This is a genomic window from Acetobacteroides hydrogenigenes (assembly GCF_004340205.1).
GTDB lineage: Bacteria > Bacteroidota > Bacteroidia > Bacteroidales > ZOR0009 > Acetobacteroides > Acetobacteroides hydrogenigenes.
Genome location: NZ_SLWB01000004.1, coordinates 71,798 through 87,692, shown reverse-complemented (window position 1 = coordinate 87,692; position 15,895 = coordinate 71,798). Strand labels below are relative to the sequence as shown.

Genomic DNA, 15,895 nt, shown 5'->3' with positions numbered 1-15,895 from the left:
CATCCCTAAAAAACGGGGGCTGAAAGAATGATCCTTGTTGCACACCCTGCTACATTACAGCTTATTACCTTATTTGATGCTTGTTGGGGTTGGTAAATTAATTCCTAAATGGGGCTATATTTGCACCTCAAATCATCAGCAATGAACTTCTTTAGCTTACTCGATCTAATCGGAACATTCGTATTTGCCATAAGTGGAACCATAGCAGCCGGAGAAAAGCGCCTCGATCTTTTTGGTGCTGCTTTTATCGGTTTTGTTACAGCAATTGGCGGCGGAACGCTGCGCGATATGATGATTGGCATAAGTCCTGTTAGCTGGACATCGTCGATGGCTTACCTATACGTCATTATCCTTGCCGTAATAATCACCTTTTTTCTGAAAGAGCAGATTTTCCGATTTCGCAGAACAATCTTTCTTTTCGATACCATAGGTATTGGAGTATTCACCATTATTGGTGTCGAGAAGGCGCTGGCAAATGGGATTAACACTCCTGTGGCCATTATTATGGGTATTCTGACTGCCGTTGCAGGTGGCGTTATTCGAGACACCCTAAATAACGAGGTTCCCCAAATTTTTAAAAAGGAGATTTACGCTACAGCCTGTTTTGCAGGAGCAGTTGTATACATCCTGCTAAAGCGTTTTGGCATACAAACCGAGGCAAACCAAGTTGCGACGATTCTAATAATAATTGGGATACGAGTTATATCCGTAAAGCAGCAGCTTGGGCTTCCCCGAATGGACTTTAGGGCGCAATAGCAGGGGACTTCCCTAAAAAACAAAAGGATGCTACGTTTTGTATAGCATCCTTTTGTTTTTTGTAAGGTGTCCTCTAAAAAGAATCACAAACTATTTAAAACAAAAAAAGCGCGTAGGCTCACCCTAGGCGCTTCTAAAGTATTAAAACCACTCTTAAGTATAAACAAAAAAACCTCACTTTTTGTAGAGGCTTTCGTCGGGGTGGCAGGATTCGAACCTGCGACCTCCTGCTCCCAAAGCAGGCGCGATGACCGGACTACGCTACACCCCGTTGTTCTTATTTTAAGACAAGCAACGTCTTGTCTCCGGTTTTGTCGGGGTGGCAGGATTCGAACCTGCGACCTCCTGCTCCCAAAGCAGGCGCGATGACCGGACTACGCTACACCCCGTTCACTTGCGGTGAGGGGGGGATTCGAACCCCCGGTACGGTAACCCGTACGTCAGTTTAGCAAACTGGTGGTTTCAGCCACTCACCCACCTCACCGTGATTGCGATGCAAATATAAGGATAATTGCTAAGTTGCCAAACATTCTCCTAACATTTTCCCAGCGAAATTAGGCGTGCGCTGGGAATTGTGGGCTTTTAATGCGTCTCTAGATACTGAAAATTAAAGGGGTTGTTACTTTCGCAACAACCCCTTTAATTTATGTAAATTCGAAAATCAGGCCTCTATTGTGGTGCTTATACCCCGTGCTGCTAGGCCATCGTGCATTGCTTCGAGGTAAATATATTCGCCATGCTTAATGTCGCACTTACCTTTTAGGTGGGCTATAAGCGCGCATTGCTCGGCTTGCTCGGCGGTATGATCGCACACGTCAATCAACGATTCAATTACGTGCTCAAAAAGGTTGACTTCGTCATTATAGAGGATTAGCGAATACCTCGCAGATTCCAACTCTTCGATGTCTCCACCTAAATCCGGTAAAAATTTTTCTAAACTCATTGTTGCTTCTATTGCCCGTTAGGAGTTAACTCAATCTTTGTGACAAATGCTTCGACAATGCCCTCTGAAACAAGCCGATTCTTTAGGGGGATTGCCTGTTCAAATGTATCAAAATTTCCAATGCTGTAGGTGATGAGCCCATCGGCCATTGGCGATTTTATAATCTCTTTATCAGACAATAGCTTTTCCACTATATCCTTAATGTTCTTTGGCATCTCTCCTGCAAATGTCCCAACAACAACCCTAAACATTGCCGATGGAGCAGCTACTGTGCTCTTTGTTTCCATCGCTTTTTTCCCTTCCATCGCTTTTGCCTTTGCTAATGGAACCAGTCTTCTATCGGCGAAGGCAACTATAAAGGCATCCTTAAATCCGTTCTCCTTAACCTGAGCAACCCGGCTCTGAGCGCTGTGGTAGCTGTTAAATATGCCTGCAAACACCCTCTTCCCGCTGCCTGTCGATTCGTAGAACATTGGAGAGAACTTAAATAGCGAGTAGTTTAGCTCCTGAGAGAACAGCCCTAGCTGAAAGGAGTAGACAACCCCTGTTGGCAAAGATCTGGAGCTGGGCATTGGGTTTTGTTGGCTGTACGATGCGGTAGTGTTTACGGCAAACTCGCCGCTATTGGTTGGTGCCGAAAAGGCAATCTGTGGTATCTCTACGTTGTCTCGCTTTACAACGCCAAAGTTTGACGCTTCCGTCAACGCGACATCCGTTTGCTCGCTCTCTTTTTGTGGGTTGAGCGCTGCATACAGCGAATCGGCAATGCTTTTTTCCTTTGCTGCTCGAGCCAGGTACAGGCTAAGCCAGTTGAGCGATTTCTGCTCGTTAAGGTATGCCTCCTCTACTTTCTGGTAGTCGGCATAGGTTTCGCCAATGGCTGCTGTTCCGTTCCTAATTCCTTTTGCTCCAAGGTACGAGCGCTGTGCGTTTTGAAGCAGAACTGAATCTTCGGCAGATGTGCTTGGTAGGGATCGAGCCATTTGGCTCATCACCTCGAAGTAGGCACCATAAAACGATGCCCATCCGCTATTCAACCTTTTTAATGCAGGCTTTAGGCTGGCTTCGTACTCGTTGATCTTGCCCTTAACCTTTTCCATCTCCAGGGTGTCGGATGCGGCAGTAAGTATCTGTTGCAAGTCCTGTATTTGCACACCAGTGGAGGATGCGCTATCTATAAGCGCCATAGCTTGTGGCATACGTAGCGGAGAGGTTGCCAGTTTGTCTAGCTGAGGCTTGGTTAGGTGTGTGGCGAGCAGCTCGTTTCGAACGAACCATTCGTTGACAGCGGGCTTTTCGTTAACCTCAAGCTTTATCTTTCCGCTAATAAAATCGCGCTCCAACGAACTTGCCTGGTCGAGCAGCTGCTCCCTGATGTTGGTTAGCTCCATTAGCCTGTTCTCGTTAAAAACGATTAGTCGCTCCACATCCTGACGGGTAGAATCGGGCATGTCTGCCCATACAGCTCTTAAGCGATCAATCTTTTTGGACGTAGAATCGGTTAGCGACTCGTTGTTTGCCAGCGCCACCTTTATTTTGCGGTATTCGGGAAGTGCGGCAACACCTTCTGTTGACTCAACGGCAACTTTGCTTTGCTGTGTAGCGGCAGCTTCGGAGGCCTTTGGTTCGGGAGTGGCGGCTCTTTTATCTAGCCCTTGTAGGGCAAATGCGCTTTCGGGCGAGAGCTCTACTCTAATGGTATTGTCAACGCCATCTACCTTAAACACGTTTATTGTGCCATTGGTCTTAATTCCGCGCATAGAGGCAAAACAGGCTGTTTTGCCATCCTTGTCGGGAACAAATAGGTAGTCGTCGTAGGGGCTATTGATGGGGAAACCTAGGTTTTCGGGTGCGCTCCACTCTTTCTTTTCCGAGCTGTAGGTTGTCCGGTATATGTCGTAGCCTCCGATGCTGTAGAGCCCCTTCGAGGCAAAGTAGAGCGTGCGGTTGTCGGGACACATGTAGGCGTAGTCCTCGTCGAAGGGCGAGTTAATGGTGCCGGGCAGCCGTTGTGGGCGGCTCCATGTCCGTTCGTCAACCTTTTGGATGAAGAAGAGATCCTTACTGCCGGTTTCGTTTTGTCCGTAGCTGGCATATACCGATATATCGCCAACCCTTCCTCCATCAACATGCGAGAAGATAAGCGAGTTCAACCCCTTTTTACCGTCGATGACGGTTTTTAGCTCGGCAGGAATGTCGCCAAACCCCGAGCTGGAGGGGTAGGTGTCGTAGGTCTTGTAGAAGTCGGCGGCGTTAACCTCGGCTTTAGCAATTGGCGATACCTTAGAGCTGTAGCGTAGCAGGTTTTGCCCGTTAGATGCTGCACTTGCCGCCAGTTCCAGCGCTACCGTAGAAACATCGGGAGATCCGCCATTTACCATAAAGCGCTTGTAGTAGCTTAGCGACTCGTCGAAGCGGTAAAGGTAGCGGCACACCTCGCCCAGGTAGTAGTATACCTTATTGGGTACCTCTTTGGTTGATGCTGCTTTTAGGTACTTATATGCCGCGTTCAGATCTTCGTCGGAAAGAAAGTAGCAAATGCCAAGACGGTAGTTATAGGTGGGGTCTTCGCTGTAGCGTTCGAGCAGCTGACGGTACATAGGGATGGCCTCGCGGTACTTCCCTGCTGCAAAAAGCTGGTTTGCGGCATCCGACGATACCTGTTGCGCCGAAACGCTCACAATGCTTACCAGCAGTATTGACGCCGTTAGTAGTAATCGAAGAGTGCGCATGGTTTTACTGTATTTGATATTGCTAAGGTAACGAATCAAATGGTTTTAACAATTTGATGGGCGTTGGATTTTCCCTACTATCCATGTAAACGGGTAAAGACGCGATGAATCGCGCCTCTACGATCGTCCTACAGCATTCGCCAACGCATCATGCCAAACAAAATTGTGAACGCCCCTCGATTTTTCATTTTTTTTAGTAGCTTTATTGTAAAATTGAACTGATTATGGCAACGTTACAGATTGGCGATAAAGCCCCTGATTTTAAGGGCATCGATCAAAACGGCAAGGCGGTTACCCTTGGCGACTTTGCCGGCAAGCGGCTAGTCCTCTACTTTTATCCTAAGGATAACACTCCCGGCTGTACCGATGAGGCCTGCAGCTTGCGCGATGGCTGGAGCGAGCTTAGGGCGAAAGGATTCGAAGTGTTGGGCGTTAGCGCCGACTCGGAGGCATCGCACCAGAAGTTCATAGAGAAGCATAGCTTGCCCTTTAACCTGATTGCCGATACCGAAAAGGTGATTCTAGAAGCCTACAATGCCTGGGGCGAAAAGAGCATGTACGGCAAAAAGTACATGGGCGTCATCCGTAAAACCTACGTGATAGACGGCAACGGCATCATCGAAAACATCTTCGAAAAGGTGAAGGTAAAGAGCCATGCTGAGCAAATCTTAGACGCGTATAAAAAATAACAAACAGATAAAATGGCCACAGCAAAAGCAGAAATCAACAAAGACAAGCTAAAGGCGCTACAAGCCACCCTCGACAAGATTGAGAAGGATTTTGGTAAAGGCGCAATTATGAAAATGGGCGATAAGCCATCGGAGGATGTGCCCGTTATTTCGTCGGGTTCTATCGGGTTAGACGTAGCCCTGGGCATCGGTGGATATCCACGCGGTAGGGTTATCGAAATCTACGGACCTGAGTCGTCGGGTAAAACCACGCTGGCCATCCATGCCATTGCTGAGGCTCAAAAGGCTGGCGGTATTGCGGCTATCATCGATGCTGAGCACGCCTTCGACCGCTTCTACGCCGAAAAGTTGGGCGTTGACGTGGAAACGCTGCTAATTTCTCAGCCCGACAACGGCGAGCAGGCGCTCGAAATTGCCGATCACCTGATCCGCTCGGGCGCCATCGACATCGTGGTAATCGACTCGGTTGCCGCGCTTACGCCAAAGGCCGAAATCGAGGGCGATATGGGCGACAACAAGGTAGGTCTTCAGGCTCGCCTTATGTCGCAGGCGCTGCGTAAGCTCACCGCCACCATCAGCAAAACCAACACCACCTGTATCTTCATCAACCAGCTGCGCGAAAAGATTGGCGTGATGTTCGGTAACCCCGAAACCACCACCGGAGGTAACGCGCTGAAGTTCTACGCATCGGTGCGCATCGATATCCGCAAGAGCACCCAGATTAAGGACGGCGAGGATGCCACCGGTACCCGCGCCAAGGTGAAGATCATCAAGAATAAGATGGCACCACCGTTCCGTAAGGCCGAGTTCGACATCATGTACGGCGAGGGTATCTCTAAGATCGGCGAGATTATCGACCTAGGCGTGGAGTACGAGATCGTTAAGAAGAGCGGCTCGTGGTTTAGCTACGGCGACACCAAGCTGGGACAGGGACGCGATGCCGTTAAGCAGCTGCTGCAGGATAACCCCGAGCTGGCCGAAGAGCTAGAGGGTAAGATCCGTGAGGCGCTGGCTACCAAGTAGGATTATACCGATTGAAAAGATTTACACTGATCCCTTTCAGATCAGAATTGCATAAGGGGAGGCTACCTGCAACGGGCAGCCTCCCTTCGTTTTTGAATGCGGGCAGCCTTTGCGGAGCTGCGGGGGCTATTCGGATGAGCTATCATGGGCTGACAGGCAGAAGTTCTGCTAGCCTATGCAGTGCCGGAGCAATGCTGCGTAGCTGCTTGCCTATCGGTTGGCTGAGGCTTAGGGAAAAGGGCGCAACGTTTTGTTGGCTTCTGCTAAAAATATTAGCCTTGACGCTTAGCGAGATGGCTAAAATGTGGCTCCAATATGGGCGTAGGGCTTGCAAGATCGAAAAAAATGGCCCATCTTTGCGCCACTTCTGAGAGAAACACGGGTGTAGCTCAGTTGGTAGAGCATCGGTCTCCAAAACCGAGTGTCGGGCGTTCGAGTCGCTCCTCCCGTGCTACAAAAAGAGCCTTATCGTACGATAGGGCTCTTTTTTTGTTCGGGCAAACCGAAAAGTCTGCTTACAAATAACGGTCGCCTGGCAAGCCAGACGACCGTTTATAGATTCAAAATAGGTCGATTCAAAGCTACTGGTTGTTTTCAGTAGTGGAGGTCTTTGCTACGGTTTTCTTAGGAGTCGTGTAGGTAACGTCGAATCCCCATTCGCCAAGCATCTTCGGATTCTTAGCGTGGATGGACTTCAGCAGATTCTTACCACGTCTAACGGCCTCCTCGATAGGTTCCATTAGTAGGTCGCGCTCGCGACATTTTGCCTCGGCCTTCATGCGAAGCTCTTCGGCCTCGCGATTCAGCTCAACAGCTTTTGGAACATTGGAAACAAATTCGGTCCAGTTAACATCGGTTAGCGCCAGTAACGGCGAAGAATTTCCATCCTTTAAATGTTTAACTGTCATTTTATCGGCAACTCCGAGAATCTCTGAGATGTTGTTGCCCAGCTTAACCCTTGAAGAGTTTTCCATGAAATTTAAATTTTTGTGTCTACTTAAAAAAGTTGTTTTATCTATTGCTAAATTAGCTTATTATCTGCAAATAAAATACATTAATGGTGAAAAATTTTGTCATTCTTTTCTATGTATTAACCTGAACGCTAGATTTTACAAGGGATTGAGCCACTTATTGACAGCTAAGAAAATTTATCAACAGGTATGCCTTTAATGGAGCAGATGACTTCCTTATGAGTGTCGGTATTGCGCCAAATAGGGGGCAATAGGAGTAAAAAAAGGAGCGCTTGCTGCGTATGCCACCGGCATTACCGATAATATCTGGTTGTTACGCCCTAATAGTAGTGCTATACATGAGTAGGGAATGCCATACGCTCGTATCCGAGCAAAATACACGGCAAAAAGTATCGGCCATATCGTGTATAAGGGCTTATACAAAAGTATTGAGGGCTATACATATGTATTAAGCAAAATACACTGCGAAAATGTGAATGCTACATCGTGTATAAGGGCTTATACAAAAATATTAGGGGGTATACATATGTATTGGGCTTAATACACCATAAAAAACAGAGGATGGCGTAGCGTATAGAGGCTTATACGTAAGCATTTGGGTAAATTATATGTGGTATATGGGGAATAGGGCAGTGGAGAAGTAAGAACTTGGGCTTCAATCTCAGCATTCGAGGTAAAAATGCTACAAGCAGCAGCGTATTGGCTCTGCTTGGCGAAAAAAATCCGATTAAGGTTGGTTAAGCTAATTACTTTTATTGCTACATTTACGGCAATCCTATAGCAGAAACCTTTTTAGTAAACAAAACTTGTATGGCGCTCGTATGCCCACCTTCCGTTTGCAGAAATAGCTATTCAACTGTAGGAAAAAACAACAAAGTATGACCCCAAAGCAGCAAATTTACCATAAAACGACCCGCATTGGGCGTATATGGGGGTAAAGCGGAAATATGTGCAGATAGTAATATCTATATAACCTAAACCTAAGTCGAAAAATGGAAATAAAAGAGATGAGAAAACTCAACGTATTTGAGATAGATTGTAACCTATTTAGCGTATACAACCAGTTCGATAATCTTTTGTCCGAGTTGAGGAGGCGTACGCTCCCCGATGCAATAGTAGCCTACATCAATAGCGGTATCGATCTTGTTAATTCTACGTCAGATATTGGATTGAAGAATCAGATTAAAAAGACGCAAGCCGATATCCTTAAGCTGCTGGAAAAGGAGCTTAAGCTGGTTACCCAAAACCACTACCGTAACTTCTGGATGGCCGTTGGGACTGCAGGATTTGGTTTGCCCCTCGGTGTTGTTTATGGCTCGCTAGTCCACAACATGGGCATGATGGCTATTGGACTGCCTTTTGGCTTGGTAATTGGCATGGCTGTTGGTTCTTCAATGGATAAAAAGGCGCTTAAGGAAGGGCGACAGCTCAATATTGAGATAAAGTAGCCGGATAGAGTCCTTTTATTAACTCGGCTGGTGGGCGCAATAGGTGCGAGAGTAGAGAATGATTACTAAAAGCACGCCTAAACAAAGAGCACGCAGAGTTGTTTTTTGAATAGGAATAACTTAAACAAGGTAAGCTTATGAAATGCCCAATTTGTACCAACGTAGATTTGGTGATGACCGAACGCCAAGGCGTTGAAATAGACTACTGCCCTAGCTGTAGGGGTATTTGGCTCGATAGGGGCGAACTTGACAAGATTATTGACAAGGCAATTGCAAATGAAAAGGGTGGCCCGGGATACCAGCAGCCCCAGCACGACTATAAGGAGCAAAAGTATCACGACAGCCAAGATTACTATAAGCACCGCAAAAAGCATTGGCTAAACGAACTGTTCGACTAGCAACGCTATGGAGGTGGCTATCTAGGTAATTCAATTTTTACATAAGCAATACGCATACGGTATAAAGCAGGCTCTTAGGCCTGCTTTTGCCTTTTGTAGTGGCATTTTGGCATAAAGGTTGTCCCATCGGAGGATAAAACGATGCCTAACGAAGGGCTACGGCGATAGCTGGAAGTAAAGTGCCAGAAGGGTGCGGATGAGAAAGAGTCATTAAGCTGATTATGCTGCCGATTATGGCACTATTTGGTATATTTGCTGCCTAATGGCTTTATGCGTTGCAGTTCGAGAGCGCTGCAGCGAGGCACTGGCCAATATTGCCGATATTAACACATAATCACAGCGGCTACTTATGAGACGTTCTACACTACTATTACTTCTTCTGGCGCCATTGAGCATTTGGGCGCAATCAAGCAAAAAGCCCTACGACTACGTGAACCCGATGCTGGGAACCTCGGGGCACGTGCACACCTATCCCGGGGCAACGGTTCCTTTTGGGGCAATTCAGCTTAGTCCCGACACCGATATTAAGGGATGGGACTGGTGCTCGGGCTACCACTACAGCGATAGCTCGTTAATGGGCTTCAGCCACACCCATCTTAGCGGTACCGGCTGGGCCGATTTGGGCGATATCCTGCTGATGGCCACCACCGGCGAACTGCGCATGGGGCCTGGCGACAAAGCTAAGCCCGGTACAGGCTACCGCTCGCGCTTTAGCCATGCCGACGAGGTTGCAAAGCCCGGATACTACCGTGTTTATTTGAAAGACTACGGCGTTAAGGCCGAACTTACCGCTACCGAAAGGGTAGGGGTGCACCGCTACACCTTCCCCAAGAGCAATGAGGCGAATATTATTATCGACCCTGTTAGCAAGATATTTGGAAAGACCATAGAGACATCGGTAAGCATAGGAACCAACGAGGTTACCGGCTACTGCTACAGCGATGGTTGGGGTGGACGTCGTTACGCCTACTTCGTGGCTACCTTCTCTAAGCCGTTTGCTTCGGCAGGGGTGTACCTCGATGCTGCAATGCACGATCAGCGTCAGGCAAAGGGGCACGATGCCAAGGCTTGGGTGCGTTTTGCTACCAAGCAGGGCGAGGCTATTGAGGTAAAGGTGGCCCTTTCGGCTGTAAGCCTCGATGGGGCTCGTAAAAACCTTAAGGCTGAGTCTACCGGCAAAAACTTCGACCGTGTACGTGCCGAGGCTAAGGCCAAGTGGGAGAAAAAGCTCAACAAGATTGTGGTAGAGGGAGGCACCGAAGACGAAAAGACCATCTTCTACACTGGATTGTACCACTGCTACCTTGCTCCAACCCTTTACATGGACGTTGATGGCAAGTATGTGGCTGTAGGAAAAACGCTTCAGGCGAAGGGCTTTAAGAACTATTCTACCTGGTCGTACTGGGATACCCACCGCGCTACCCATCCGTTGTTTACCATCTTGGAACAGAAGGCAACCGTAGATTTTGCCAACTCGCTCATTAGCCGCTATACCGACGCTAAGGATCATATGCCCATCTGGGAGCTTTGCGGCTTCGATAACACCTGCATGATTGGTTACCACTCGGCTTCGGTTATCTACGATGCCATTGCAAAGGGTATTAAGGGTATAAATCTAAACAATGCCTTTGCCGCCATGAAGGATGCTTCGGTAACCGAGAAAATTAGCTCCAGCGATGGCTCGGGAGGCATTCACGAGTACGCTAAGCTGGGCTACGTTCCTTGCAACATCGACAAGTCGGTGAGCAAAACCCTAGAGTACGCCTACGACGATTGGTGCATTGCCGAGCTGGCAAAAAAGCTGGGTAAAAAGGATGATGAGGCAATCTACCGCAAGCGTGCTGCTTCGTTCGAAAACCTCTTTAACCCTGCCAAGAAGGCGTTCTACCCTAAGTATGCCGATGGACGTTGGCACGAGGATTTGGTTATGAACAGCTGGGATGCGTTGCAGCCCCACTACATATCGGGTAACTTCTGGGATTACGAGTACTACCTGCCTCACGCCATTGATCGTTTGGTGGACCTTAAGGGCGGAAAGAAGGAGTTCGAGAACTCGCTCGATACCCTCTTTAATACGGAGCTTAAGATGGTTGGCGAACAGCACGTCGATATTTCGGGCTTCTTTGGTAAGTACGCGCATGGCGACGAGCCCGGGCATAACATTCCGTACCTCTACAACTACACCGACTCGCCTTACAAAACACAAGAGATGATAAGCAAGATTCGTAAGGAGTTTTACTTTAACGATGTGGTTGCCATGCCAAACAATGAGGATTGCGGGCAGATGTCGGCTTGGTACATTCTTTCTTCGCTAGGATTCTACCCTATGTGTCCCGGAAAACCAGAGTATACCATTGGTACACCTCTTTTCCGTAAGGCTACCATCAAGCTCGAGAACGGCAAGAGTTTTGTGGTTGAGGCTCGCAACTATGCACCGGGCAACATCTACGTTGCAGGTAAGAGCCTTAATGGTAAAACCATCAAGGGATGGACGCTTCAGCATGCCGACATCATGCGCGGTGGCGTTCTTCGTTTCGATATGAGCGCAAAACCTGTACGCTAGATTTCTTTCTGAAGAGTACGTATACAGCAGCAGGCTGCTCCGTTTCGGAGCGGCCTGTTTGTTTTTACTTAATGCTTCCCTATGGAAATTGAAAAAGCGTGCCGTGTAGCACGCTTTTCCCTTTTTCTTTGATTCGACTACTCTACGGCAATCATTGTCATAATAGGCCCTTGGCTGCCATGTAGGTTGCAGTTGCCCTGTACGGTTACCGAGGTGTTTTCTTTAGGTACAAACTTGTACTCTAGGGTGAAGTTTTCGCTTTTAGGAAGGGCATGCTTCGAATACTCCCATCGCTGAACCACCTTGCCATCGAGGGCTAGCGTAACCCAATTGGTGTGGTGCATTTTTGAGTTGCCCTTGTGAAAGACCTTAATAATAACGGTAACTTCTTTTCCCTTTTTTACCTTCTCGGGAGCATCTATCTGTACCGAAGTTTTGTTGGCTAATGCCACCGATGCTACCAGTAGAAATGCCATAGCTGCATATAGCTTTTTCATAGCAGTAATGTTTTTTAGATAATGCTATAACAGCTATTCCGTGGCTAGTGTTTGATCTTTAGCATAAATCCAGTGCCATGAACGCTCGAGATCTCGATGCTTGGATCGTCTTTGAGGTACTTGCGCAGCTTGGTTATGTAAACATCCATGCTACGGCCTGCAAAGTAGCTGTCGTCTTTCCAAATGGTAAGCAGCGCCTTGTCGCGCTGTAGTACGGTGTTGGAGTTTTCGATGAGCAGCTTTAGCAGATCGGCCTCGCGGGGGGATAGCTTTTCCTCAACATCGCCATGCCTAAGGGTGCGCACCTCGGCATCGAAGGTGTAAATGCCGAGCTCGTAGCTCGTTTTTGGAGCGTTGGCGCTTCCGTTCGAAAGCTTATCGCGGTTGAGAATGGCGTTTATCTTCCAAATAAGCACCTCCGAGTCGAAAGGCTTGGTGATGTAGTCGTCGGCACCAATGCTAAACCCTTCCTGAATATCGTTCTTGAGCGTTTTGGCGGTTAAGAAGATGAGCGGAATTCTTGGGTTATGCTCCTTAATGCGGCGGGCAATGGTAAAGCCATCGACGTTGGGTAGCATAACATCGAGAACGCATATGTCAAAGGTTCCCTCTATAAAGGTTTTGAAGGCTTTGGCGCCATCGTCTACCCAGGTTACGTTAAACTCGTTTATGCCGAGGTAGGCCTTGAGCACCGAGCCAAAGTTGGTGTCGTCTTCTACCAAAAGAACGTTTACATTGCTCATGGTTAGCTGTTTTTTTGGGGTATGGTGATGTCGAAGCGGCTGCCCTTGCCTAGCTCGCTCGATACGGTTATTCGTCCGTTGTGAGCCTCAACAATCGACTTCACAAATGCCAAACCAAGGCCAAATCCTTTTATGTTGTGGATGTTGCCATCGGTATGGCGGTAGAATTTGTCGAAAATGTGGCGTTGTGCATCCTTTTTCATACCAATACCTTTGTCGATTACCGATATGTTGATTCTGTTGTTGGTATTAAATGTACAAATTTTTACAAATGGTTGGGTGGGGGAGTACTTAATGGCGTTGTCGATAAGGTTTACAAGGGCATTGAGCATGTGCATCTCATCGGCTTCTACAACTGGATTGTTGGCGTTAAACTCCTTTATGATGGTTCCTCCCTTATTGGCAATTTGCAGTTCGAAGTGCCCTATCGCGGCATTTATCACGTCGTGCACGTCTAGCGTTTGAGGATTCTGCTTAAGCCCGGCACGCTCTACTAGCGCCATCTTTAGTACTTGCTCTACCAGACGATTCATACGGCGGTTTTCGTCGCGAATAATGCCGGTAAAGTACTTTACGGCATCTTCCTTTTTGATCACCTTCTCGTTTTCGATGGAATCTACTGCAAGGTTGATAGTTGCGATGGGGGTCTTAAACTCGTGGGTTACGTTGTTTACGAAATCGCTCTTTATTTCCGTAAGCCTTTTTTGTTTAAGTAGCGTAGCAATGGTTGCAGCAAACGTTGCAAGGATAAAGGCCATCAGCAAAATAGAGCCGACAAGCATAAAGTTGAGCGATCCAAGAATGTAGCTTCGAGGATTGTCGAACTGCAGCAGCAGGGTGTAGGGCTCGCTGCCAATATCGTATGGGAAAAGAGGCGTTCTAAACCCCGCTTGCTTATCTGCTTGGTAGTTTTTAGATCGAATGGATGTTATCTGGTTGTGCTTATCGTTAACGATGGCATATTCGAAGGGAGCATCAATGCCTTCAACAAGAAGTTCCGCCTTTAGGGTAGAGTCCAGCAATTCTGCCTTGATTCGTTTCTCTATGGGCTGGTTTTTGGTGTCGAATTCGAGAATCATTTGGCGGATGGTATTCTCTATGCGGCGTGAGCGTTGCTCTATGTGGGTGCGGAGAAACTGTTCGGCCTCTTTACGCGACACCTCTTCGCTTACCGATGGCTGCATTTCGAAGGGCGTCATCAGCTCGTTCTCGAAGGGGTTTTGCTGAACTTTAGATGGTTTTCTTTTGCTCTTCCTTTTTGGAGTATCAAGCCTTGGCGTCTGCGGGTTAAACTGGTTATATTGGTTCTGCTGCCATTGCTCGAGGGTTTGAATGTCGGGGATAACAATGGAGTTTTCCATCATCCCTTCAGGAGTGTTAATCCTAAATATGATGCGGTTTTGGTTGTCGTTGTATGCAAACTTAGAACTTTTCAGCACGCTTTTAACCAGCGAGTCGACATAGGCAATATCCTGCTTCATGAGGTTGTTGCTTTTCCCCGTTTTGCTGTCTTTCTCGTTGGATGGAGTTCCGTAAATGCGCTGGTCGAAAGTGTCGAGTAACTTCGAAACGTTGTAGCGATCCTCTATCTTGTTTACGGTAGAGCGCATTGCGTTAACAATTGATCGGTTTAACTGCTCTTCCTTAATTTGATAGGCATTGTTAAGCCAGTATAGCTGCGTAACAGCTATAGCAACTAGTGCTGCTCCAAGTAGTATTGCGATGCTTGGTATTGCCTTTTTCTTCATCTATTGGTTTCTAGTCGTCTACAAAGGTAAACATTAAAAGAGGTCAATGCTCGCTCCTTAACTTTTTGTTAACAGGTATTAACCAGCTCTTAGCTGCGCTTCCATTTTCATGTCGTAATTTTGGGAAGGCAAAACCCAGGGGCTTGAAAAATGGGGCTTCGGAGAAGCAACCTACCGGGGTTTAAGGCATGAAAAAACGAATAAGTTCAGAACTTTAAAACATTATTTCAATGAAAAAAGGTTTACTTATAGCATTGCTTGCACTAGGGGTTGTGGTAACCGCAGCTGCAGGTAGTCAGCACAAACAATCCTCCAAACCGAAGTACCAAGCAAAGGCAGATACCTCGTTTAACGTCAAAGCCGAAAGCTTTGGGGATTTTTCTTCTATGGAGAAGATGATGGAAGATATGCATAAGCAGTCGCGCAACTTCTTTGATAATGCAATGGCAATGGTGGAGGAAATGGGTGGTCGTGATTTCGGATTTCCTGCCCAATTGGATAGCATCGTAAAGAAGCTGGAGAACGACGAATTTGTCGACTCCTTGGGCAATAGCAAGTTTCATAAGCGCAAAGGAATGATCATTCCTCGCCCCAAAATGCATGGCAAACAGTATCGCTTTAGAACGGATTCTTTAGGCAACAACGAGTCTATCGTGGTGCTAAGCGATGGCAAAAAAACAACCATTATTAAAAATGGAAAGGATACGACTATCGTTGATGGTCCGATGGACAGCATTATGAGCGATTTTGGTGGTGACATAGATATCTCTAGGAGGCAATTTATGATGCCACGATTCAACTTTAGAGGCTTTAATGATGAAGATTGGGATGTCGCTGCTCCTCGTTCGTTTGGAAATGAAGGTATGGCATCGGAGTCTCCTTCGGTTCAGGAAATGGAGATGTTGGCAAAAAAGGGGATTATTCCATCGAAGCAGACAAAGAATAGCTTGGATGTAGAAAATGTAAGCATTCGCTCAAACAACAGGAGTAACACCTACTCGGTTACCTTCCGTTTAGAGGATGCTGAACAGTGCGACTTACAGGTGGTAGCGCCCGATGGCATGACCCTCGAAAAATCTACAATAATAGGTAGTCAAGGCAGATTTAAAAGAACCGTTAAGATTACACCAAACCAGGACTACGTTTATGTTGTTATTGCCAACAATAAAAAGATATCCGTAAGCAAGTTTTGGTTTTAATTTTTCATTACAGTTAGGGGAATAGGGCTCTTGTAGCCCTATTTTTTTGTAGAATAAACAAAATGGGGGTAGTTGTGGTTTACTATCTGCTTGGCTTCAATGGTTAAGCGAAAAGTAGATATAGGCAACAGGAAATGGCGGAGAAGTATTGTGGTGGTTAGCCTATACTTGAGATAAGCGAAGGC

The 15,895-nt window shown here is 47.1% G+C and carries 13 protein-coding genes and 4 tRNA genes; 8 read left to right on the top strand and 9 right to left on the bottom strand.

Annotated features, from left to right (window positions below):
- Positions 1-108: 108 nt before the first annotated feature.
- Complete coding sequence (locus tag CLV25_RS05775) at positions 109-756, top strand: trimeric intracellular cation channel family protein (protein WP_243649600.1); 648 nt, start codon at positions 109-111, stop codon at positions 754-756.
- Between the two features lie 196 nt (positions 757-952).
- Here the strand turns inward: CLV25_RS05775 and CLV25_RS05770 are convergent.
- The 5 genes from CLV25_RS05770 to CLV25_RS16210 all read right to left on the bottom strand — a co-directional run bounded on the left by CLV25_RS05770 (position 953) and on the right by CLV25_RS16210 (position 4,431).
- Positions 953-1,027 (bottom strand) — tRNA-Pro (locus CLV25_RS05770).
- A gap of 43 nt (positions 1,028-1,070) precedes the next feature.
- Positions 1,071-1,145: transfer RNA gene (locus CLV25_RS05765), tRNA-Pro, on the bottom strand.
- An 8-nt stretch (positions 1,146-1,153) separates the two neighbouring features.
- Positions 1,154-1,240 (bottom strand) — tRNA-Ser (locus CLV25_RS05760).
- Between the two features lie 177 nt (positions 1,241-1,417).
- Positions 1,418-1,699, bottom strand: coding sequence for an ATP-dependent Clp protease adaptor ClpS (locus tag CLV25_RS05755; protein ID WP_131838686.1), 282 nt, complete (start codon positions 1,697-1,699; stop codon positions 1,418-1,420).
- Positions 1,700-1,707: 8 nt separating this feature from the next.
- Positions 1,708-4,431, bottom strand: coding sequence for a tetratricopeptide repeat protein (locus tag CLV25_RS16210; RefSeq protein ID WP_131838685.1), 2,724 nt, complete (start codon positions 4,429-4,431; stop codon positions 1,708-1,710).
- 224 nt (positions 4,432-4,655) lie between these two features.
- Between CLV25_RS16210 and bcp the strand changes: the two genes are divergently transcribed.
- The 3 genes from bcp (at position 4,656) to CLV25_RS05735 (ending at position 6,594) form a co-directional block, all read left to right on the top strand.
- Positions 4,656-5,120, top strand: a complete 465-nt coding sequence (bcp, locus tag CLV25_RS05745) for a thioredoxin-dependent thiol peroxidase (RefSeq protein WP_131838684.1) — start codon at positions 4,656-4,658, stop codon at positions 5,118-5,120.
- 12 nt (positions 5,121-5,132) lie between these two features.
- Complete coding sequence (gene recA / locus CLV25_RS05740) at positions 5,133-6,143, top strand: recombinase RecA (protein ID WP_131838683.1); 1,011 nt, start codon at positions 5,133-5,135, stop codon at positions 6,141-6,143.
- 378 nt (positions 6,144-6,521) lie between these two features.
- A tRNA-Trp gene (locus CLV25_RS05735) sits at positions 6,522-6,594 on the top strand.
- 130 nt (positions 6,595-6,724) lie between these two features.
- Here CLV25_RS05735 and CLV25_RS05730 read toward each other — a convergent pair.
- Positions 6,725-7,117, bottom strand: a complete 393-nt coding sequence (locus CLV25_RS05730; RefSeq protein WP_131838682.1) for a hypothetical protein — start codon at positions 7,115-7,117, stop codon at positions 6,725-6,727.
- A 989-nt stretch (positions 7,118-8,106) separates the two neighbouring features.
- Between CLV25_RS05730 and CLV25_RS05725 the strand changes: the two genes are divergently transcribed.
- From CLV25_RS05725 to CLV25_RS05715, 3 genes are all read left to right on the top strand, one after another.
- Entirely contained in the window at positions 8,107-8,562 is a 456-nt protein-coding gene (locus tag CLV25_RS05725) for a hypothetical protein (RefSeq protein WP_131838681.1), read from the top strand.
- Between the two features lie 137 nt (positions 8,563-8,699).
- Positions 8,700-8,960 (top strand): TFIIB-type zinc ribbon-containing protein, encoded by a 261-nt coding sequence (locus tag CLV25_RS05720; protein ID WP_131838680.1) that lies wholly within the window; start codon positions 8,700-8,702, stop codon positions 8,958-8,960.
- 349 nt (positions 8,961-9,309) lie between these two features.
- Positions 9,310-11,523, top strand: coding sequence for a GH92 family glycosyl hydrolase (locus CLV25_RS05715; RefSeq protein WP_131838679.1), 2,214 nt, complete (start codon positions 9,310-9,312; stop codon positions 11,521-11,523).
- Positions 11,524-11,660: 137 nt separating this feature from the next.
- Here CLV25_RS05715 and CLV25_RS05710 read toward each other — a convergent pair whose 3' ends face one another.
- Genes CLV25_RS05710 through CLV25_RS05700 form a run of 3 tightly spaced genes read right to left on the bottom strand, consistent with a single transcriptional unit; the run spans position 11,661 to position 14,511 of the window.
- On the bottom strand, positions 11,661-12,020 hold the full coding sequence (locus CLV25_RS05710; protein ID WP_131838678.1) for a desulfoferrodoxin family protein: 360 nt from the start codon (positions 12,018-12,020) through the stop codon (positions 11,661-11,663).
- Between the two features lie 44 nt (positions 12,021-12,064).
- Complete coding sequence (locus tag CLV25_RS05705) at positions 12,065-12,763, bottom strand: response regulator transcription factor (protein WP_131838677.1); 699 nt, start codon at positions 12,761-12,763, stop codon at positions 12,065-12,067.
- A 2-nt stretch (positions 12,764-12,765) separates the two neighbouring features.
- Positions 12,766-14,511 carry a sensor histidine kinase gene (locus CLV25_RS05700; protein WP_131838676.1) on the bottom strand — a complete coding sequence of 582 codons (1,746 nt, stop codon included), beginning with the start codon at positions 14,509-14,511 and terminating at the stop codon, positions 12,766-12,768.
- Positions 14,512-14,741: 230 nt separating this feature from the next.
- Here CLV25_RS05700 and CLV25_RS05695 point away from each other — a divergent pair, with 230 nt between their 5' ends.
- A complete protein-coding gene (locus CLV25_RS05695; protein WP_131838675.1) occupies positions 14,742-15,710 on the top strand; it encodes a hypothetical protein in 969 nt (322 codons plus the stop codon).
- Positions 15,711-15,895: the final 185 nt, after the last annotated feature.